The sequence below is a fragment of the Clostridium sp. AN503 genome, from assembly GCF_040719375.1.
Classification (GTDB): domain Bacteria; phylum Bacillota; class Clostridia; order Lachnospirales; family Lachnospiraceae; genus Brotaphodocola.
This window is the reverse complement of sequence record NZ_JBFDTP010000001.1, coordinates 379,902-399,075: the sequence shown is the minus strand read 5'-3', so window position 1 is coordinate 399,075 and position 19,174 is coordinate 379,902. Positions and strand designations below refer to the sequence as shown.

Below are 19,174 nucleotides of genomic sequence, written 5' to 3'. Positions count from 1 at the left end.
TTGGCGTTTTGATGAACTTCGGCGTATTTTGGAACATTACAGATACGAAATGAGGGAGCCCAAAAGCGGCAGCGGTCACGTTACATTTTGAAAGAATAGATGTATGCCGATTACGATTCCAAAGAATGAACCAATAAAGAAGATATACGTTCCAATGGTAAAAGAAATAGTGGAAAGCGAGGAGAAAAGCAATGAGAACAATCGATGAGTACATGAAGCTCCCTTATAGGATTCCTGAACCGGATGATCTGGAAAAATATTCTGGCAGTTTAAACTGCGCCTCCCCAAGTCACTGCACCGTCAGCTGGCGGAACACTCCAGGCGGGAAGGGGTAAGCGTGAACCAGTATTGTGTGTACCTTCTGGCGAAGAATGACATATGAATAAAAAACCGCCCTGCACAAAGCAGAGCGGAAAGTCTTTAGGGGGGCCGGGCAGTTTTAAACTGCCCGGTATGAGTATGAAAAAGCTTTGTAATTTCAAGTATGCACTTGAAACAAAGGTTCATTACCCTTTCGGATAATGTACTTAGAGTATAAAAAACAATTGTGTCAAAAATGTGTCTCCACAATAAAAAAACTATAAAGAAAATAAAAAATAAAAAAACCCTTTCAAAAAATGCTATGATTGTATATAATAAGAGAGATTAGAGTTAAAATTCGAGAAAAATGGACTGTAAGGAACAAACAGGAGGAATGATAATGTTAGTATCCAATGACATCGGTATCGATTTAGGTACGGCGAGCATTTTAGTATATATCAAGGGCAAAGGCGTGGTGCTGAAAGAGCCGTCCGTTGTGGCGATCGACCGTGATACCAACAAGATCATGGCGATCGGTGAGGAAGCACGTCTGATGATCGGAAGAACCCCGGGTAATATCATTGCTGTAAGACCGCTGCGTCAGGGCGTTATCTCTGACTATACCGTGACAGAGAAGATGTTAAAATATTTCATTACCAAGGCAGTGGGCAAGAGGACCCTTCGCAAGCCGCGCATCGCGGTCTGTATCCCCAGCGGAGCGACTGAGGTGGAGAAAAAGGCGGTCGAAGATGCGACTTATCAGGCAGGCGCCAGAGATGTGTCCATCATTGAGGAGCCGGTTGCAGCAGCCATCGGCGCAGGCATTGACATCTCCAAGGCCTGCGGTAATATGATCGTAGATATTGGAGGCGGTACTGCCGACATCGCAGTGATCTCCCTGGGAGGAACAGTGGTGAGCACCTCCATCAAGGTGGCTGGTGATGACTTCGACGAGGCGCTAGTGCGTTATATGAGAAAGAAGCACAACCTCCTGATCGGTGAGAGAACGGCTGAGGAGATCAAGATCAATATCGGCGCGGCTTACCGCAGGCCCGAAGTCCTGACCATGGAAGTCCGCGGACGGAACCTGGTTACCGGCCTGCCGAAGACCATAGTGGTCACATCGGATGAGACGCTGGATGCGCTGAAGGAACCGGCTATGCAGATCGTAGATGCGGTGCACAACGTATTGGAGCGCACACCGCCGGAGCTTGCAGCGGATATTTTTGACCGGGGCATTGTGATGACCGGAGGTGGTTCCCTGTTAAACGGCCTGGATCAGCTGATCGAGGAGAAGACGGGCATCACCACCATGGTAGCGGAAGATCCGCTGACTGCCGTAGCGATCGGTACCGGTAAATTCATTGAATTCCAACACGGAGATGCCAGGGCGATGGAGTATTGATCTTTGGAGAGTTGTAGAGAGCAGCCTGAAATATAGCAATATAGAAGTCTCGTGTCCATCGCGGACGCGGGACTTTTTGCCTTTATGGGAACAAACCCACAAAAGATACGTTTGGAGCGGGAGAGATGGCAACAGTAAATGGATTTGTTGAAAAAATAAAGTTTCGGAATGAAGAAAACGGCTATTCCATCCTGAGTGTCAATGCGGATGATGAAGAATATGTTCTGGTTGGGACATTTCCTTATATCAATGAAGGGGATCTCATCGAGGCCAGTGGGCGGCAGGTGGATCATCCGATCTACGGAGAGCAGATCCAGGTGGAGAGCTATGAGCTGAAAGCCCCGGAGGACACGGAGTCCATGGAGCGTTATCTCGGTTCCGGAGCTGTGAAGGGCGTCGGGACGGCTCTGGCAGCGCGGATCGTCCGCAGGTTCAAGGCGGATACCTTCCGCATCATCGAGGAGGAGCCGGAACGGCTGGCGGAAGTAAAGGGCATCAGCGAGAAGATGGCTATGGCGATCTCGGAGCAGATGGAAGAAAAGAAGGAAATGCGCCAGGCGATGATGTTTTTGCAGGAGTATGGCATCTCCATGAACCTGGCGCTGAAGATCTACAATGAATATGGTCCAAGGATGTATGGTATCATCAAAGAAAATCCTTACAGGCTGGCGGACGATATCCAGGGCGTGGGATTTAAAATGGCAGATGAAATTGCCCAGCGGGTTGGGATCTTTACTGATTCAGATTATCGTATCCGCAGCGGTATTTTCTATACCCTGCTCCAGTCGGTAGCCAATGGCCATACTTACCTGCCCCAGGAGGAACTTCTTAAATCGGCGTCGGAGCTTTTGCATGTAGGCCCGGAAGTGATGGAAAAACATCTGATGGATCTGCAGATGGAAAAGAAGATCGTGGTAAAAACGGGGGAAGATCAGAAATCTGCAGAGACCCCGTCCCGCCATGTCTACGCCGCCCAGTATTATTATACGGAGCTGAACACGGCCCGCATGCTCCATGACTTGAACATCCGCGGCAGCGAGCCGGAGGCGGAGATTAAAAAGAAACTGGAACGCATCTGTGCAGAAGAACAGATCGAGGCAGATGAACTGCAGATCCAGGCGGTGACCGAGGCGGTCAACAGCGGTCTGCTGATCATCACAGGAGGACCCGGTACCGGGAAGACTACGACGATCAATACCATCATCCGGTATTTTGAGCAGGAGGAGATGGAGATCCTTTTGGCCGCGCCCACCGGACGCGCCGCCAAAAGGATGACCGAGGCCACAGGCTATGAGGCGAGGACGATCCACAGGCTGCTGGAGCTGTCCGGGATTCCTGCCGACGACGGCGATACCTCCGGTATGCATTTTGAGCGCAACGAGGAGAATCCGCTGGACGCGGACGCCATCATCATCGATGAGACTTCGATGGTGGATATTTACCTGATGCACGCGCTCCTGCGGGCGGTGAATCCGGGTACCCGCCTGATCCTGGTGGGGGATGTGAACCAGCTTCCCAGCGTAGGTCCAGGCAATGTGCTTCGGGATATGATCGACTCTGGATGCTTCAATGTGGTCATGCTGACCCGTATTTTCCGTCAGGCAGCGGAGAGCGATATCATTGTCAACGCCCACCGGATCAATGCCGGGGAGCAGATCATGCTGGGTAAACGGAGCAATGACTTTCTGTTTATCCGGAGGGACCAGCCGGATGCTATCATCAGCGCCATGATCACACTGATCAAAGAAAAGCTTCCGGGATATGTACATGCCGATCCATTTGATATTCAGGTCATGACGCCCATGCGCAAGGGTGCGCTGGGCGTGGAGCGGCTCAACGGCATCCTCCAGGAGTACTTGAATCCCAAGGCGCCCTCCAAACCGGAGAAAGAGGCGGGGGGGACCATATACCGCGTTGGCGATAAGGTCATGCAGATCAAGAACAATTACCAGATCGAGTGGGAAACCCGGAACCACTATGGGATCCCGGTGGATTCCGGGACTGGCGTGTTTAATGGTGATATCGGAGTCATACGGGAGATCAACCAGTTTGCTGAGGAGCTGACGGTTGAGTTTGATGAAGGCCGTATGGTGGATTACAGCTTTAAACAGCTGGAGGAGCTGGATCTTGCCTATGCCATCACCATACACAAATCCCAGGGGAGCGAGTACCCGGCGGTGGTCATCCCGATCCATTCCGGCCCCAGGATGCTGATGACCAGGAACCTGATCTATACGGCAGTGACCCGGGCCCGCTCCTGCGTATGCCTTGTGGGTATCCCTGAGACCTTCCAGGGCATGGTGGAGAATGAGACGGAGCAGCGGCGCTATACAGGCTTGAAAGCACGTCTTCGGGAAGTCATGGAAGCGGAGTAAAAGGAGGGGATTTCTATCGCGGTTAGAATCAATTTATTTCAAAAGCTGCAGTTATCACTGATCAATCTGATGTTCCCGCGCCGGTGTCCGGTCTGCGGGGACATTGTCCTGCCGGAGGGAGCTCTCATCTGCCCCTCCTGTATCTCAAGGCTTTCGCCTGTCAGACAGCCAACCTGTAAAAAATGCGGCAAGGAAGTGTTTGCCGAGCATATGGAGTACTGCCTGGACTGTACACGGCACAGGCGCAGTTTTGATTCCGGCGTGGCTCTCCTCAACTACAATGACACGGCACGGCGTTCCATGGCAGCCATTAAATACAAGAACAAACGGGAATATCTGGATTTCTATGCGGAGGCAATGGTACATCGCTATGGGAAATGGATGGCTCGCTTAGTTGCGGATGCCCTGATCCCTGTACCGGTACATCCGGCCCGTCTGCGCAGACGCGGTTTTAACCAGGCGGCGGAACTGGCATACCGGCTGGAACGTCTCACCGGCATCCCGGTCATCACCGATCTTCTTATCCGGACCCGCCGTACGGCGCCCCAGAAGGAGCTGGGCCCGGCAGAACGTCTGAAAAACCTCCAGCAGGCATTTTCTGTTTCGCCCCGATATCAGGGAGCAGGCGCCCGCCCGGTCCCTGCCTGTGTGATCCTGGTGGACGATATCTATACGACCGGGTGCACCATGGAGGCCTGCGCCCGTATCCTGAAACGCTCAGGAGTTCATCGGGTGTTCTGTGTGACCATCTGTACAGGCAGTGCAAGGTGAGGTTTTCTATGTGACCAAATGCGGCAGAATGCCGAAACTCAAGGATAAATTCGGTTGTAACAGGCGATAAAATGCTGTATAATCAATCAAAACAGTGAAAAACGGCAGCTGCCGGATTGGAGTATATATGGAGAAAACGGAGACGAAGCAGGCGAATACAGAACCGGCAAACCAGCTGCCGGAAACGGTTGATATGGCAGAATCTGTGGATGCAGAGGAAGCCCGGCTGTGGGACATGCTGGTTTCCCGGCAGGGCAGCCCGTTCCACACAGCCAAGAATCTTGAGTTTACCTATACGATCCGTGGTGGTGAGATGTTTGTGGATCGCCGTTCCAAATCTATTACCAGAGCCACCATCAGCAAGGCATTCCGGCGTGTGCGGGAGGATGGGGGACATGAGATCCAGGGGCCAAAGGCATTAAACTGCTTTGGCGCGCCGTATGTGTGGGCGATCTTTACTGCATTGGGCGTAGTAGTTCCCGGAGAGAGGAAACCCGGCGGCAGGAAGCGGGGGCGGAAACCGGCAGAACCCCTGCGGGTCCGCACTGCAGAAGAACGGGATCTGCCGGAACTGCTTGAAATCTATAATTATGAGGTGCAAAACGGCGTTGCCACCTTTGATTTAAATCCCAAGTCCCTGGAGGATTGGGCCATCTGGTTTAAGGCGCATAATACGGGCAATCACCCTCTGATCGTGGCAGAGTGGAGCGGAGCTGTGGCGGGATATGCCAGTCTGTCGTCTTATCGGGAAAAGGAGGCGTACGCGGCTACGGTGGAGCTGTCGGTGTACGTGGCCCCCAACTACCGCAGAAAAGGCGTAGCAAGGAAACTGATCGCTGATATTCTGGAGGACGCGCGCAGGAGAGATGACATCCATACGGTCATTTCCGTTATTACAGATGGCAATGAGGCCAGCGTAGCGCTTCATGAAGAGTTCGGTTTCGTGTACAGCGGTACGCTGAAGGAAGTGGGGGAGAAGTTTGGCAGGAAGCTGGATGTGGTGAACTATCAGCTGATGGTATAGGAACAGACGGACGTAAAGCTGATGCATGTAAATGAGACGGAGGAGAATGATGGACAAAAAGGCGAGAAAGTATGTAGATATGTTCCGGACGGTAAAGATCGCATCGGCTGCCACGGTGGACAGGGAGGGACATCCTCACAGCCGGATCATCAATGTGATGATTGCGGCGGACGAAGGGATGTATATCGTGACTTCCAAAGGAAAGCCATTCTATGAGCAGCTTACAGAGACAGGAGAGATTGCCCTGAGCGCCATGTGCCCGGACTGCCAGTCTTTAAAGTTCCAGGGGAAGGTGCGGGTAGTGGAAAAGAGCTGGGTGGACCGGGTCTTTGAAGAGAATCCTGGGATGAATGAGGTCTACCCGGGAGATACCAGGTATATTCTGGATGCATTTTTGATCTATGAGGGTACGGGAGAATGGTTTGATCTGCTGCACTATCCTATCAGCCGGGAAAGCTTCGCCTACGGAGTGGAGGAAGAAAAAGCCGGATTTGAGATCCTTGACTCCTGCGTCGGATGCGGAAGCTGCCTGGAGGTCTGCCCGCAGAAGTGTATCACGGAAGGCAGCCCATACAGGATCAGGGCAGAGCACTGCCTGCAGTGCGGAGCGTGCAAAGAGGTATGCCCGGCAGGAGCCGTACATAGAGTCTCGGGAAATGCGTAAAACGGGAGATCCCGGTACATTACGACACATCTGGACAACAGAACATGCTTATAAAAATATGGAAAATACAGATAATACGGGATGCTGTGCAGCGCTGTTTTGCTTGAAAGGCAGGACGCGGGATGCGGCATCCCGTATCGCGTTTTCTTAAACCCGACCTTGAAAAACACAATATATTGTGGTATAGTTATCCATGAGCAACTACAATAACAGTTACTACTACTGATATATGCAGCATGGGACAAGACAGTCTATACAAATCTATAGAGAATGGCAGGAACAGAAATGGACATCAAAAAAAGGAACGGACAGCCGGAGCCGTACAACAGCGGGAAGATCAGGAATGCGGTCTGCTGTGCATTTGAAAGTGTGGGACAGGATCCGGGAGAGGAGCAGCTCGACTGTATCATGAGGCTTGTGGAAGCAAAGGTTCAGGCTGCCGCAGCGAATAAAGACGACCTGTGCGTGGAGCAGATCCAGGATATGGCGGAGCAGGCGCTTATGGAAACCGGATGTTATGAAACCCTTAAAAGCTTTATTCTTTACCGCAATGAGCGGGCGAAAGAGCGAGAATCATGCCGGGAGCTGCAGGGATATTTTGAGGAGGTTCCGGAGCTTTCGGAGGTCCTTGGCTCTGTCAGGAAACGGTGGACCGATGTCAGATATCGATTAGAGCATCTTCTGGTCAAATTCGCAGCGTTTTACAAGCCGGACATGAGGACTCAGGATAAGCTGGGCGCACTCATCCAGGCGGCGGTAGAGCTGACGACCCAGGAGGCGCCTGACTGGGAATATATTGCGGCGCAGCTTCTCATGCTCCGGTTCCGGCGGGATCTGGCGGCAGCAGAAGAAACATACCGGATCAAAAGCTTCTATGATAAGGTCTGTTACCTGACCGGGGAGAACTTATACGGCGCGTACATCCTGGAGCACTACACCAGGGAGGAGATTGAGCGGTGCGCTCAGATGATCGATGAGACACGGGACAAGCTGTTCAATTATTCCGGCCTGGAGCTTTTGCTGGGCAGATATGTGATCCGCAGCCACCAGAATGTTCCGCTGGAATCTCCTCAGGAGATGTTCCTCGGCATTGCCCTGCATCTTGCCATGCTGGAGAAGGATGACAGAGAGGGCTGGGTGCGCCGGTTTTATGACATGCTCAGCACGCTCAAGGTGACAATGGCCACGCCGACCCTCTCCAATGCGAGAAAGCCTTACCATCAGCTCTCCTCCTGTTTTATCGATACGGTACCTGACAGCCTGGACGGGATTTACAGAAGCATTGACAGCTTTGCCAAGGTCAGCAAGTTCGGCGGGGGCATGGGGCTTTACTTCGGAAAGGTCCGGGCCAGCGGCGGTTCGATCCGTGGCTTTAAGGGAGCGGCAGGCGGTGTGATCCGGTGGATCAAGCTGGCCAATGACACTGCGGTGGCGGTGGATCAGCTCGGAGTCCGCCAGGGAGCTGTGGCGGTCTATCTGGATGTGTGGCATAAGGATCTGCCAGAATTTCTGGCGCTGCGCACCAACAACGGGGATGACCGCATGAAGGCCCATGACGTATTTCCCGCAGTCTGCTATCCGGACCTGTTCTGGAGACTGGCAAAAGAAGATATCGACGCGGACTGGTATCTGATGTGTCCTCACGAGATCCTGACGGTGAAGGGGTATGCGCTGGAGGATTCCTATGGAAAAGAATGGGAAGAACGCTACCAGGATTGTGCCAGGGACCACCGGATCCACAAACGGGTGATCCCGGTCAAAGAGATCGTCCGCCTTATCCTGAAAAGTGCGGTGGAAACCGGGACTCCGTTTACATTTAACCGGGATCTGGTCAATGAGGCCAACCCCAACAGCCATAAAGGGATCATCTACTGCAGCAACCTCTGTACAGAGATCGCCCAGAATATGAGCCCGGTGGAGCTGGTGGAACAGGATATCCGGACCGTGGACGGGGAAACGGTGGTGGTGACCGTGACAAAGCCGGGGGATTTCGTGGTGTGTAATCTGGCGAGCCTTTCCCTGGGGAAGATTGATGTGACGGACCGGGCGGAGGTGACGGAGCTGACGCGGAGCGCGGTGCGTGCGTTAGACAATGTGATCGATCTCAATTTCTTCCCGGTGCCTTACGCGAAGATCAACAACCTGCGCTACCGTCCGGTCGGGCTGGGTGTCAGCGGATACCATCATATGCTTGCCAGAAACGGGATTTCCTGGGAATCTGAGGAGCATTTGAGATTTGCGGACCAGGTGTTTGAACAGATCAATTATGCGGCCATCGAGGCAAGCTGCGACTATGCGGCGGAAAAAGGCAGATACGAACTGTTTGAGGGGAGTGACTGGCAGACCGGGCAATATTTTGAAAAACGCGGATATGTTTCGGAGGAGTGGACCTGCCTGAAAGAAAAGGTGGCGTCACAGGGCCTCCGCAACGGCTGGCTGATCGCGGTGGCGCCAACCAGCAGCACAAGCATGCTGGCAGGAACCACTGCCGGCCTGGACCCGATCATGAACCGTTATTATCTGGAGGAAAAGAAGAACGGGCTGGTGCCCCGGGTGGCGCCGGATCTGTCGCCGCGCACGTTCTGGAAATACAAGAATGCTCATTATATTGACCAGCAGTGGTCCGTGCGGGCCGGCGGCGTGCGGCAGCGCCACGTGGACCAGGCCCAGAGCATGAACCTGTATATCACCAACGAGTACACGCTCAGGCAGGTGCTGAATCTATACATCCTGGCGTGGGAATGCGGTGTTAAGACCATTTATTATATCCGTTCCCGAAGCCTGGAGGTGGAGGAGTGCGAGGTGTGCTCCAGCTGAGAGCACGGAGAGAGGGAGAATATCATGGAAGACAAGTTAAAGAGGAAACCGCTGTTCAATCCGGACGGCGATACCGATGTGCGGAATCGCCGTATGATCAATGGGAATACCACCAATTTAAATGATTTTAACAATATGAAATATGCCTGGGTCAGCGACTGGTACCGCCAGGCCATGAACAATTTCTGGGTCCCTGAGGAGATCAACCTGGGGACAGACGTAAAAGACTACCCGATGCTTGGCGCCGGGGAGCGCAGGGCGTACGACAAGATCCTGTCGTTTCTGGTGTTTTTGGACAGCATCCAGACAGCCAATCTGCCGGCGATCGGAGAGTACATCACTGCAAATGAGATCAACCTCTGCCTGTCGATCCAGACCTTCCAGGAGGCGGTCCACAGCCAGAGCTACAGCTATATGCTGGATACGATCTGCGAACCCCAGGCCAGGAACGAGGTGCTGTACCAGTGGAAGAATGATGAGCATCTTTTAAAGCGGAATACCTTTATCGGAGATCTCTACAATGAGTTCCAGAAGAACAAAAGCCCGTTTACGTTTATGAAGACGGTAGTGGCCAATTATATCCTGGAGGGCATTTATTTTTACAGCGGCTTTATGTTTTTTTATAACCTGGGCCGCAGCCACAAGATGCCGGGCTCTGCCCAGGAGATCCGGTACATCAACCGGGATGAGAATACCCATCTGTGGCTGTTCCGAAGCATGATCATGGAGCTGAAAAAGGAGGAGCCGGAGCTGTTTACGAAGGAGAAGACCGATGTATACCGGGAGATGATCCGGGAGGGCTGCGAGCAGGAGATTGCCTGGGGCCATTATGCGGTCGGCGACAGCGTGCCGGGCCTGACGAGAGAAATGATCACGGATTATATCAAATACCTGGGCAATCTGCGGTGTGCCGGACTGGAGCTTGATCCGGTCTATGAGGGGCATGGGTCAGAGCCGGAGAGTATGGCCTGGGTCAGCCAGTACAGCAACGCCAATATGATCAAAACAGATTTTTTTGAGGCGCGCAGTACGGCATATGCAAAAAGCAGCGCGCTGATCGATGATTTATAGAGGCTTGGGTGGATATTGCCGTCAGCGGTTTTTTTAAAATAAACCGTTGACGGATTTCTATTGGTGTGATATAGTGATATGGCGAATGGAAGAGCTTAGGTCTTTTTTTTATGCTCAAAATTGGGTTTGGATCAGCCCGGTTAAAGCCTGAAAAGAGACTGAAAACAACGAAAAATCAAAGTGGAGGTGGAAGTCGTGCGCACAAAGATTACACTGGCATGTACAGAATGTAAACAACGTAACTACAACATGACGAAGGATAAGAAGACCCATCCGGACCGCATGGAAACCAAAAAGTATTGTAGATTCTGCAAAACTCATACTTTACACAAAGAAACCAAGTAAGGAGTGTGAGATATGGGAGAAACCACAGGAACTGAGAAAGCTCCGAAAAAGAGTTTTTTCAAGGGTTTGAAAGCCGAGTTCAAGAAAGTCGTATGGCCTGACCAGGAAACCGTCGGCAAACAGACGATTGCTGTTTTGACGGTATCTGCTGCGCTGGGGATTATCATCGCAATCCTGGATTTCATTATCAAATGGGGACTCAAATTCATTATTATTTAATAAGGCGAGGGTGATAAGATGTCAGAAGCAAAATGGTATGTGGTGCATACCTATTCAGGCTACGAGAACAAGGTGAAAGTTGACATTGAGAAGACGATCGAGAACCGCAACCTACAGGACCAGATCCTGGAAGTATCCGTTCCGATGCTGGAAGTGGCGGAGCTGAAAAACGGCGTTGAGAAGCTGGCGGACAAGAAGATGTTTCCTGGCTATGTGCTGATTCATATGATCATGAATGATGATACATGGTATGTAGTGAGGAACACCCGCGGTGTCACCGGATTCGTAGGCCCGGGTTCCAAACCGGTGCCGCTCAGCGAGGAAGAGATGGCGACGCTTGGCTTTGGCAGGAAGGATGTTGTGGCGGCTTACGAGGTTGGCGATACCATCGTGGTAACTGCCGGCGCCTGGAAAGACACCATTGGCGCGGTCAAAGCTATCAACGAAAGCAAGAAAACCCTTACGATCAATGTTGAGATGTTCGGCCGTGAGACACCGGTTGAACTGAGTTTCACAGAAGTTAGAAAAATGTGATTATAATTCAGCAGTGCAGAAAAACGGCATGACCGGAGACCGGGGAGCTTGCTCACCGGCCGCAGGGCAGGACGGTTTTTCTATAGGGCGGAACGCCCGACATGAATAATTTGGCAGAGCCAAATTATGAATGCACTGCGTACGAGAGCGCAACATGCACTATACAGCATACGCTGCGCCAGACAATCACAACGTAACAACAAACCAGGCCGGCCTTTTTACCCGGCCCGTGGGAGGGAAATCCCCGACAATACCACATTATAGGAGGTCATTATCATGGCAAAGAAAGTAACTGGTTACATCAAATTACAGATTCCGGCAGGCAAAGCTACTCCTGCTCCGCCAGTTGGTCCTGCACTGGGTCAGCACGGCGTTAATATCGTGCAGTTCACCAAGGAGTTCAACGCAAGAACTGCGGACAAGGGCGATCTGATCATCCCGGTTGTCATCACGGTATACGCAGACAGAAGCTTCAGCTTCATCACCAAGACTCCGCCGGCTGCTGTTTTGTTAAAGAAAGCCTGCAAGCTGAAATCCGGTTCTGCAGCTCCGAACAAGACCAAAGTAGCTACCATCTCCAAGGCAGATCTTCAGCAGATCGCCGAGACCAAGATGCCTGACTTAAACGCAGCAAGCATTGAAGCGGCTATGAGTATGATTGCAGGTACTGCAAGAAGCATGGGTATCACTGTCGAGGAATAACTCGCCAGCAGAAGAGATGAAACTTTAAAAAACGTGGGAGGGACATCCCCGACAATACCACTAGGAGGTTATTTATTATGAAACATGGAAAGAGATACGTAGAGGCGGCTAAATCTGTAGACCGCGCTACTCTTTATGATGCAGCTGACGCTATCGCATTAGTGAAGAAGACTGCAGTTGCTAAATTTGATGAAACTATTGAAGCTCATATCAGAACCGGTTGTGACGGACGTCACGCTGACCAGCAGATCCGTGGTGCAGTTGTACTGCCTCATGGTACCGGTAAAGTTACCAGAATCCTGGTTTTCGCAAAGGGCGTAAAGGCTGATGAGGCTCAGGCTGCAGGCGCTGATTATGTAGGCGCTGAGGAGCTGATCCCGAAGATCCAGAACGAAGGCTGGCTGGATTTTGATGTGGTTGTAGCTACCCCGGATATGATGGGTGTTGTAGGTCGTTTGGGCCGCGTACTTGGACCGAAGGGCTTAATGCCGAACCCGAAGGCCGGTACCGTAACCATGGACGTAACCAAGGCTATCAACGATATCAAAGCTGGTAAGATTGAGTACAGACTTGATAAAACCAATATTATCCACGTGCCGGTGGGTAAAGCTTCTTTCACAGAAGAACAGTTAGCGGACAACTTCCAGACGCTTATGGATGCGATCGTCAAAGCAAAACCGAGCACCTTAAAAGGTGCCTACATTAAGAGTGCGACCCTGACCTCTACCATGGGCCCGGGCGTAAAGCTGAATGTAGTTAAGCTGATGGCTTAATTGTTTTAAAATTTGATTGACAATCCAAATACAGTATGTTATCATACACAAGTATTGACTGCCGAAGACAGCAGGTGCCGTAAGGCATAAGGTTAGAGCCGCCTGCCGAGGAACGTACAATTATCTTTAAGATGAATTTGTAGAGCCTCCCTGTCTTTAGCCAGGGAGGCTTTTTCCTTGCAGTCGAAGGGTGTCGGGTGTCCCTTTGGATATCCGGCGCGAAAAATAAAACAGGAGGTAGACATTCATGGCAAAAGTTGAGTTAAAACAGCCGATCGTAGCTGAAATCGCTGAACTGTTAAGCGGCGCAGCATCCGCAGTAGTAGTAGACTATCGTGGTCTTACTGTTGCTCAGGATACCGAGCTGCGTAAGCAGTTAAGAGAAGCTGGTATTACTTATAAAGTATATAAGAATACCATGATCAAGCGTGCAGCTGAAGGTACTGATTTTGCTGCTCTGGATCCGGATTTAGAGGGACCGACCGCACTTGCAGTATCCAAGGACGACGCGACAGCTCCGGCTAGAATCCTGGCAGAGTTCGCCAAGAAAGCTGACAAGCTGGAAATCAAGGCAGGTATCATAGAAGGTACCTATTACGATCAGAAGGGTATGCAGGTTATCGCAACCATCCCGTCCAGAGAAGTACTGCTGGGCAGATTGCTGGGAAGCATGCAGTCTCCGATCGCAAACTTCGCTCGTGTGCTTAATCAGATCGCCGAGAAGCAGGGCGGCGGCGCAGCAGAGGCATAAGTTTCTTAGCGAAGCGGTGCTGTTAAGCACCGGTGAGGTTAGAAACTTAGCCGTTCGGTGACCATTGGGAGCCGAACATCCGTATGATTTCTTAGCGAAGCGGTGCTGTTAAGCACCGGTGAGGTTAGAAACTTAGCCGTTCGGTGACCATCGGGAACCGAACATCAGCGGAAACAACAAGAATGAAAGAAACCACGCGCCGCAGGCGCAACCCAATCATATTAAATGGAGGAAATTAAAATGGCAAAGTTAACCACTGCAGAGTTTATCGAAGCTATCAAAGAGTTATCCGTATTAGAGCTGAACGAGCTGGTAAAGGCTTGTGAGGAAGAGTTTGGCGTATCCGCAGCAGCAGGCGTTGTAGTTGCAGCAGCAGGCGCTGGCGCAGCTGAGGCAGCTGAAGAGAAGACCGAGTTCGACGTAGAGCTGACCGAGGTTGGCCCGAACAAGGTTAAAGTTATCAAGGTTGTACGTGAAGCTACCGGCCTGGGCCTGAAAGAGGCTAAGGACGTAGTTGACGGCGCTCCGAAGGTAGTAAAAGAGGCTGCTTCCAAGGAAGAGGCTGAGGCTATCAAGGCTAAATTAGAGGCTGAGGGTGCTAAAGTTACCCTGAAGTAAGACGAGTTCAAACCGACTCTCTTTCCCCGGAATCTGTTAAAATACAGATCCCGGGGTTTTTTTTATTTAACGGAAAATTCTTCTTGCATTATCCTCTCGGCTGCGATACAATAAATCTATCGAAAAAAATGAACTATTATTGTAATACATCAAAAAATACGATGGATAAACGTACGCCGCATGGAAATAAGAAACCTGATCACATTTACAAAGGTAGCAGAGGTCCAGAGCCTTTCAGGAGCTGCCAGGCTGCTTGGCTACGCACAGTCCACTGTGACGATGCAGATGCAGCAGCTGGAGCAGGAGCTTGGGGTTCCCCTGTATGAGCGGGTCGGAAAGCAGATCCGCATCACCCAGGCGGGCCAGGAACTGCTGACATATGCTGTACCTATCATCAAGATGTCTCAGGAGGCCCTGCAGGTTGGCAGGGGAGGGGCTAAGACAGCGGAGGGTTCCCTGCGCCTTGGTGTACTGGAGGTGTTGGCAGATGAGCGGCTTGCGCTGCAGATAGATGCCTATCTCTCCCACAACCCCCGGGTAGAGCTGGAGGTGCGGACTGAGGCGGATGCCCGGACGCTGCTGAATCTGCTGAGGCACAATGAGATAGACCTGATGCTTACCCTTGACTATCCGGTTACAGACGCGGACCTTGTGCATGCAGGAGAGGACAGAGCGGAACAGATTCATTTTTTTGCGGTCAAAGGGCACCCTCTGGACGGGAAAAAGGACATGGAGCTGGACAGGCTGTTTCAGTATCCACTGATCCGCGGCACAGCCTGTCTGCCCTATGAACAGGAGCTGGACCGTCTCATAGCGGGGCAGGAGGTCAGGCAGATCAGGCTTCAGAACCAGGATCTGGCGCTCCGTACGGCGGTGCGTCAGTCAGACCGGGGAGCGCAGGCGGGTATTACCCTGGCGCCGGACCGTGCAGCACAGGAATATGTGATCAGCGGAACGCTGGTCAAGCTGGATTACGAGATGCCTGGATGCCACATGTGGGAACAGACCATTTATCACAGGAACAAATGGCTGACAGGTGCGATGAACGCTTGGATTACGATGGCGGAGGACAGAAGATGAACCTGGTTGGAAATACCTTGAGAAAAAGAAGTGCAGTCAAGAAGAAGCCTTATGTGATGAAGGTGGATGAGAAGACAGGCGCCCTGATCCTGGAACGGGAACGTCCGCCCTTTGTGGGAGAGCTCCCATATCTGACAGCGCTTATGGTGACCGTTTTCTTTGCACTGTTTTCCTGCTGCCGCTATATTCAGCTCCGCACGGATGTGGAGTACAGGATCCGCCGCACAGAAGCGCTGGAGCGGGATTTTCTGAGTCTTAAGAACGATAATACCCTGATAGAGCGGGAGGTCCGTCAGACCCCTGATCTAAGCCATATATATGAGATTGCGGTGAATGAGCTTGGTATGGTGCCGGCTACTGCTGAGAATATCCTGGTCTTTGAGAGGACCAACAGCGAATTCATCTATCAAAGAGATAATATTCCCAATTTTGGATTTTAAGCATATGCGCACAGCCGGTACACTTTCCCCGGTTGTGCGCCCATCACACTCATTTGTCGTTTTTTGCTGAAAATGCGCGATAATGCGAAATTACCTTAACTTTTTTGGCAAAATTGCTTGACAGATAGAAAAATGGGTGTTAAACTTACGTTGTATTTTGATATGAGCTTTTGATTCACATATTTTTGTAAGTCATGAAGTGCATTTCATGGTTTACAAAAATATGTGATTTTTTTGTTTCAGACGAAATACAAATAATATTTTATAGGAGGTACCACTCATGAATAACGGTACAGTTAAATGGTTCAACGCAACTAAAGGATATGGCTTCATCACCAACGATGAGACCGGCGAGGAAGTATTCGTACATTTCTCCGGTATCGTAGCTGATGGCTACAAGAGCCTTGAGGATGGTCAGAAAGTTACTTTCGACACCACCGAAGGCAACCGTGGCGTTCAGGCTGTAAACGTACAGCTTGCTTAATCGCTACTGTCGGTTGACAAGAGAACCAAACGGCGCTTCAGGGCCAGCGATGCAGATTGCTGGTTCTGAAGCGCTTTTTTGATATGTTTATTTGGAATGCTTCCGCTTCCGGAGACTTTTTTTCGTAGCGATCACAATATCGGTGATGATGCGGATCTCTTCGTCGGTGCAGTCAGTCAGCTCACGGTTCAGTTCATTTTCAAATTCAGCCCGGGCATAGTCCAGGCTGTCACACAGAAGTTCGTCCACGGTACAGCCAAGAGCGTTTGCGAGATGTACCAGTGTAGGCAGGCTGACTTTGGTGCTGCCTGTTTCAATATGACTCATATGAGGTGTGGACAGATTTACCTGCTCGGCCAGCTTGTCCTGGGTCATTTTCCTGGAAATTCTCAGTTTTTTAATCCGTTGCCCGATATCAAGGTAGTTTAAATCCATGCCGATCCTCCGTTTTGTGTCTGTGTTTATTATGTATTTTCTATTGTATCGGCATTCGGGTTGTGATATAATAATTTAAATAGGCGAAATGTGCATACAGATAAAAAGACAATAAATTTTGATCAGGCAAAAGCAAAAGGCCAAAATGATGGTTTCAGATATGGAGAGTCAGATGGAAAAAGATTGGAAGATGAAACTCGAAGCGGAAAATCTGGAATTAAAAAACCAGATCTGCAGGCTGGAGGAGGAACTGCGAAACTGCCATGCAGCCCTGCAGTTTGCAAGCGAGAGAGCGGATATTGATTATCTCACGGGGATCTATAACAGAAACGGCATTACACGTTTGGTGGACGGTTTTCTGGGGATGGAGAGGGCAGAAAAAGGCGCCCTGTGTTTTCTGGATCTGGACAATTTTAAACAGATCAACGACCAGTATGGACATAAGTATGGTGATGAGGTACTCTGCAATGTGGTGCAGAGCATTTGCAGGAATATGCAGGAGAGCGATGTGGTGGGCAGGTTCGGAGGTGATGAATTTGTGATATATCTGCGTATGCCAGAGGGGATTGCAGATATCACCGGGCGGGCTGAGAACATCTGCAGGGGCATCCGGCAGGAGCAGGGTTGCCATGGCCTGACGGCAAGCATCGGGATTGCCCGGTATCCGGAAGACGGCAGACAGTTTACGGAGCTGATCGAGAAGGCGGACAGCGCACTCTACGAGAGTAAGAAAGAGGGGAAAGACCAGATACGGTTCATAAGTGAGGAATAAGGGAGGCACTGCCGGAGGGCGGTGCTTTTTTCTTAAACCGGTGTCATCAGTTCATGATGTCAAATCTGTTTTTCTATTGATTGAAAATCTGTTGGAATATCATTTATAATAAACCCATCAAAGGAAATGATTGGCCAATCATACCGGAATGCGCAACCATGAAATGATATGGAAAGAAGGTATGAGAGAATGAAAGAAAAAGTACAGGTTTTCGGGCGTTTTTTAAGTGGAATGGTGATGCCTAACATCGGAGCGTTCATTGCGTGGGGACTGATCACGGCGATGTTTATCGAAACAGGCTGGTTCCCCAATGCGACGATCGCCGCGTTAGTAAGCCCCATGTCTTCCATGCTGCTCCCGCTGCTGATCGCCTACACGGGCGGCATGGCGGTGGCAGGGCAGAGGGGAGGCGTCATCGGCGCGTTAACGACCATGGGGGTGATCGCAGGGTCTGATATCCCGATGTTCTTGGGAGCGATGATCGTGGGGCCGGCGGCCGGCTGGGTGATCAAAAAGTTTGACCGGATGATCGAGGGAAAGGTGAAGGCCGGGTTTGAGATGCTGGTCAATAATTTTTCACTTGGGATCATCGGGGCCATCCTGGCGGTGATCGCGCTTAAAGGCGTGAGTCCGCTGGTGACCGGGATGAGCAAGGCCATGGAGCAGGGCGTGGGATTTTTTGTGGATCACAATATGCTGCCGCTTGCCAGTATCCTGATCGAACCGGCCAAGGTACTGTTTTTAAACAATGCGATCAACCACGGTATCTTATCGCCGATGGGGATCCAGCAGGTGGAGGAGATCGGAAAGTCCATATTTTTCCTGCTGGAGGCTAATCCGGGGCCGGGACTTGGCATCCTGCTGGCTTACTGTATCGCAGGAAAAGGGTCCGCGAAAAGCTCCGCTCCCGGCGCGGTGATCATTCACTTTTTGGGCGGCATCCATGAGATCTATTTCCCGTATATCCTGATGAATCCGCTGCTCTTGCTGTCCGCGATAGCAGGCGGGGCCAGCGGTGTGTTCACGTTTACGCTGATGGGGGCGGGCCTTACGGCGCCGGCATCCCCGGGAAGCATACTGGCCATCCTTGCGATGACGCCGAGAGGCGGGTATCTGCCGATCCTGGCGGGCGTGCTGGTGGCGACGGCGGTATCCTTCGCGATCTCCCTTCCGCTCCTTAAATTTGCGGGGAAGGATGAGGACCTGGAGGAAAGCCGTAAAAAGATGACAGAAATGAAGCAGGAGGCAAAAGGCGTCAAGCCGGCGGATGAGCCTCCGGTGTTAAAATCTGGCGCAGTGAAAAAGATCGTCTTCGCCTGTGATGCGGGCATGGGCTCCAGCGCCATGGGCGCCACGGTCTTAAGAAAGAAGCTGACCGCGGCAGGGCTCGGGGATATCGAAGTGGTCCATTCGCCGGTGTCCTCCATCCCGGCGGATGCCCAGGTGGTGGTGACCCATCATGAGCTTGGAGAGCGCGCGGCAAAAAGCAATCCGGAGGCAAAACTGATTTTGATCCATAACTTCCTTGCGGCGCCGGAATATGATATACTGATAGAAGAATTGAAGAAATGACCGGCAGGCCATATGGTTCTCG

20 protein-coding genes, 1 pseudogene and 1 other annotated feature are annotated in these 19,174 nt (G+C 51.4%); of the genes and pseudogenes, 20 read left to right on the top strand and 1 reads right to left on the bottom strand.

The genetic code is table 11. The annotated features are described in order from the left end of the window. Nucleotides 1-230 precede the first annotated feature (230 nt). The 18 genes and pseudogenes from AB1I67_RS01695 to AB1I67_RS01610 form a co-directional block, all read left to right on the top strand. Nucleotides 231-382: pseudogene (locus AB1I67_RS01695) on the top strand (toxin-antitoxin system HicB family antitoxin); the annotation flags it as partial. A 318-nt stretch (nt 383-700) separates the two neighbouring features. Continuing rightward, a complete protein-coding gene (mreB, locus tag AB1I67_RS01690; protein WP_367028091.1) occupies nt 701-1,705 on the top strand; it encodes a rod shape-determining protein MreB in 1,005 nt (334 codons plus the stop codon). 125 nt (nt 1,706-1,830) lie between these two features. After that, entirely contained in the window at nt 1,831-4,080 is a 2,250-nt protein-coding gene (locus AB1I67_RS01685; RefSeq protein WP_367028090.1) for an ATP-dependent RecD-like DNA helicase, read from the top strand. A gap of 69 nt (nt 4,081-4,149) precedes the next feature. After that, a complete protein-coding gene (locus AB1I67_RS01680) occupies nt 4,150-4,851 on the top strand; it encodes a ComF family protein (RefSeq protein WP_367028089.1) in 702 nt (233 codons plus the stop codon). A 127-nt stretch (nt 4,852-4,978) separates the two neighbouring features. After that, on the top strand, nt 4,979-5,875 hold the full coding sequence (locus tag AB1I67_RS01675; protein WP_367028088.1) for an N-acetyltransferase family protein: 897 nt from the start codon (nt 4,979-4,981) through the stop codon (nt 5,873-5,875). Nucleotides 5,876-5,921: 46 nt separating this feature from the next. After that, nucleotides 5,922-6,539: a 4Fe-4S binding protein gene (locus AB1I67_RS01670; RefSeq protein WP_367028087.1), complete on the top strand. Its 618-nt coding sequence runs from the start codon at nt 5,922-5,924 to the stop codon at nt 6,537-6,539. A 285-nt stretch (nt 6,540-6,824) separates the two neighbouring features. Then, nucleotides 6,825-9,356 (top strand): ribonucleoside-diphosphate reductase subunit alpha, encoded by a 2,532-nt coding sequence (locus AB1I67_RS01665; RefSeq protein ID WP_367028086.1) that lies wholly within the window; start codon nt 6,825-6,827, stop codon nt 9,354-9,356. A gap of 24 nt (nt 9,357-9,380) precedes the next feature. Then, entirely contained in the window at nt 9,381-10,427 is a 1,047-nt protein-coding gene (locus tag AB1I67_RS01660; RefSeq protein WP_367028085.1) for a ribonucleotide-diphosphate reductase subunit beta, read from the top strand. Nucleotides 10,428-10,622: 195 nt separating this feature from the next. Then, on the top strand, nt 10,623-10,772 hold the full coding sequence (gene rpmG / locus AB1I67_RS01655) for a 50S ribosomal protein L33 (protein ID WP_080552267.1): 150 nt from the start codon (nt 10,623-10,625) through the stop codon (nt 10,770-10,772). A 12-nt stretch (nt 10,773-10,784) separates the two neighbouring features. Beyond that, entirely contained in the window at nt 10,785-10,991 is a 207-nt protein-coding gene (gene secE / locus AB1I67_RS01650; protein ID WP_367028084.1) for a preprotein translocase subunit SecE, read from the top strand. 18 nt (nt 10,992-11,009) lie between these two features. After that, the gene (nusG, locus tag AB1I67_RS01645; protein WP_367028083.1) at nt 11,010-11,525 is read left to right on the top strand and encodes a transcription termination/antitermination protein NusG; all 516 of its coding nucleotides are present in this window, start codon (nt 11,010-11,012) and stop codon (nt 11,523-11,525) included. A gap of 276 nt (nt 11,526-11,801) precedes the next feature. Further along, a complete protein-coding gene (gene rplK / locus AB1I67_RS01640; protein WP_367028082.1) occupies nt 11,802-12,227 on the top strand; it encodes a 50S ribosomal protein L11 in 426 nt (141 codons plus the stop codon). A gap of 77 nt (nt 12,228-12,304) precedes the next feature. Beyond that, on the top strand, nt 12,305-13,000 hold the full coding sequence (gene rplA, locus AB1I67_RS01635) for a 50S ribosomal protein L1 (protein WP_367028081.1): 696 nt from the start codon (nt 12,305-12,307) through the stop codon (nt 12,998-13,000). Between the two features lie 43 nt (nt 13,001-13,043). Then, nucleotides 13,044-13,185 (top strand) — a sequence feature (ribosomal protein L10 leader region). A 62-nt stretch (nt 13,186-13,247) separates the two neighbouring features. Next, nucleotides 13,248-13,751 carry a 50S ribosomal protein L10 gene (rplJ, locus tag AB1I67_RS01630; protein WP_367028080.1) on the top strand — a complete coding sequence of 168 codons (504 nt, stop codon included), beginning with the start codon at nt 13,248-13,250 and terminating at the stop codon, nt 13,749-13,751. A 240-nt stretch (nt 13,752-13,991) separates the two neighbouring features. Continuing rightward, entirely contained in the window at nt 13,992-14,369 is a 378-nt protein-coding gene (gene rplL / locus AB1I67_RS01625) for a 50S ribosomal protein L7/L12 (protein WP_367028079.1), read from the top strand. A 180-nt stretch (nt 14,370-14,549) separates the two neighbouring features. Next, complete coding sequence (locus AB1I67_RS01620) at nt 14,550-15,449, top strand: LysR family transcriptional regulator (RefSeq protein WP_367028078.1); 900 nt, start codon at nt 14,550-14,552, stop codon at nt 15,447-15,449. Further along, nucleotides 15,446-15,889, top strand: coding sequence for a hypothetical protein (locus tag AB1I67_RS01615; protein ID WP_367028077.1), 444 nt, complete (start codon nt 15,446-15,448; stop codon nt 15,887-15,889). The genes AB1I67_RS01620 and AB1I67_RS01615 overlap by 4 nt, the downstream gene beginning before the upstream one ends. Nucleotides 15,890-16,169: 280 nt before the next feature. Then, a complete protein-coding gene (locus tag AB1I67_RS01610) occupies nt 16,170-16,373 on the top strand; it encodes a cold-shock protein (RefSeq protein ID WP_367028076.1) in 204 nt (67 codons plus the stop codon). Between the two features lie 87 nt (nt 16,374-16,460). Here AB1I67_RS01610 and AB1I67_RS01605 read toward each other — a convergent pair whose 3' ends face one another. After that, complete coding sequence (locus AB1I67_RS01605; protein ID WP_367028075.1) at nt 16,461-16,808, bottom strand: helix-turn-helix transcriptional regulator; 348 nt, start codon at nt 16,806-16,808, stop codon at nt 16,461-16,463. Between the two features lie 172 nt (nt 16,809-16,980). On the opposite strand from AB1I67_RS01605, the gene AB1I67_RS01600 reads away from it, so the two are divergent. Then, nucleotides 16,981-17,580 carry a GGDEF domain-containing protein gene (locus tag AB1I67_RS01600; RefSeq protein ID WP_367028074.1) on the top strand — a complete coding sequence of 200 codons (600 nt, stop codon included), beginning with the start codon at nt 16,981-16,983 and terminating at the stop codon, nt 17,578-17,580. 189 nt (nt 17,581-17,769) lie between these two features. Further along, on the top strand, nt 17,770-19,152 hold the full coding sequence (locus AB1I67_RS01595) for a PTS mannitol transporter subunit IICBA (RefSeq protein WP_367028073.1): 1,383 nt from the start codon (nt 17,770-17,772) through the stop codon (nt 19,150-19,152). The last annotated feature ends 22 nt before the right edge of the window (nt 19,153-19,174 follow it).

Bases quoted from the DNA above. Each gene is read 5' to 3' on its own strand.
- mreB (WP_367028091.1), top strand. From the start codon at position 701: ATGTTAGTATCCAATGACATCGGTATCGATTTAGGTACGGCGAGCATT.
- AB1I67_RS01685 (WP_367028090.1), top strand. From the start codon at position 1,831: ATGGCAACAGTAAATGGATTTGTTGAAAAAATAAAGTTTCGGAATGAA.
- AB1I67_RS01680 (WP_367028089.1), top strand. From the start codon at position 4,150: ATGTTCCCGCGCCGGTGTCCGGTCTGCGGGGACATTGTCCTGCCGGAG.
- AB1I67_RS01675 (WP_367028088.1), top strand. From the start codon at position 4,979: ATGGAGAAAACGGAGACGAAGCAGGCGAATACAGAACCGGCAAACCAG.
- AB1I67_RS01670 (WP_367028087.1), top strand. From the start codon at position 5,922: ATGATGGACAAAAAGGCGAGAAAGTATGTAGATATGTTCCGGACGGTA.
- AB1I67_RS01665 (WP_367028086.1), top strand. From the start codon at position 6,825: ATGGACATCAAAAAAAGGAACGGACAGCCGGAGCCGTACAACAGCGGG.
- AB1I67_RS01660 (WP_367028085.1), top strand. From the start codon at position 9,381: ATGGAAGACAAGTTAAAGAGGAAACCGCTGTTCAATCCGGACGGCGAT.
- secE (WP_367028084.1), top strand. From the start codon at position 10,785: ATGGGAGAAACCACAGGAACTGAGAAAGCTCCGAAAAAGAGTTTTTTC.
- nusG (WP_367028083.1), top strand. From the start codon at position 11,010: ATGTCAGAAGCAAAATGGTATGTGGTGCATACCTATTCAGGCTACGAG.
- rplK (WP_367028082.1), top strand. From the start codon at position 11,802: ATGGCAAAGAAAGTAACTGGTTACATCAAATTACAGATTCCGGCAGGC.
- rplA (WP_367028081.1), top strand. From the start codon at position 12,305: ATGAAACATGGAAAGAGATACGTAGAGGCGGCTAAATCTGTAGACCGC.
- rplJ (WP_367028080.1), top strand. From the start codon at position 13,248: ATGGCAAAAGTTGAGTTAAAACAGCCGATCGTAGCTGAAATCGCTGAA.
- rplL (WP_367028079.1), top strand. From the start codon at position 13,992: ATGGCAAAGTTAACCACTGCAGAGTTTATCGAAGCTATCAAAGAGTTA.
- AB1I67_RS01620 (WP_367028078.1), top strand. From the start codon at position 14,550: ATGGAAATAAGAAACCTGATCACATTTACAAAGGTAGCAGAGGTCCAG.
- AB1I67_RS01615 (WP_367028077.1), top strand. From the start codon at position 15,446: ATGAACCTGGTTGGAAATACCTTGAGAAAAAGAAGTGCAGTCAAGAAG.
- AB1I67_RS01610 (WP_367028076.1), top strand. From the start codon at position 16,170: ATGAATAACGGTACAGTTAAATGGTTCAACGCAACTAAAGGATATGGC.
- AB1I67_RS01605 (WP_367028075.1), bottom strand. From the start codon at position 16,808: ATGGATTTAAACTACCTTGATATCGGGCAACGGATTAAAAAACTGAGA.
- AB1I67_RS01600 (WP_367028074.1), top strand. From the start codon at position 16,981: ATGGAAAAAGATTGGAAGATGAAACTCGAAGCGGAAAATCTGGAATTA.
- AB1I67_RS01595 (WP_367028073.1), top strand. From the start codon at position 17,770: ATGAAAGAAAAAGTACAGGTTTTCGGGCGTTTTTTAAGTGGAATGGTG.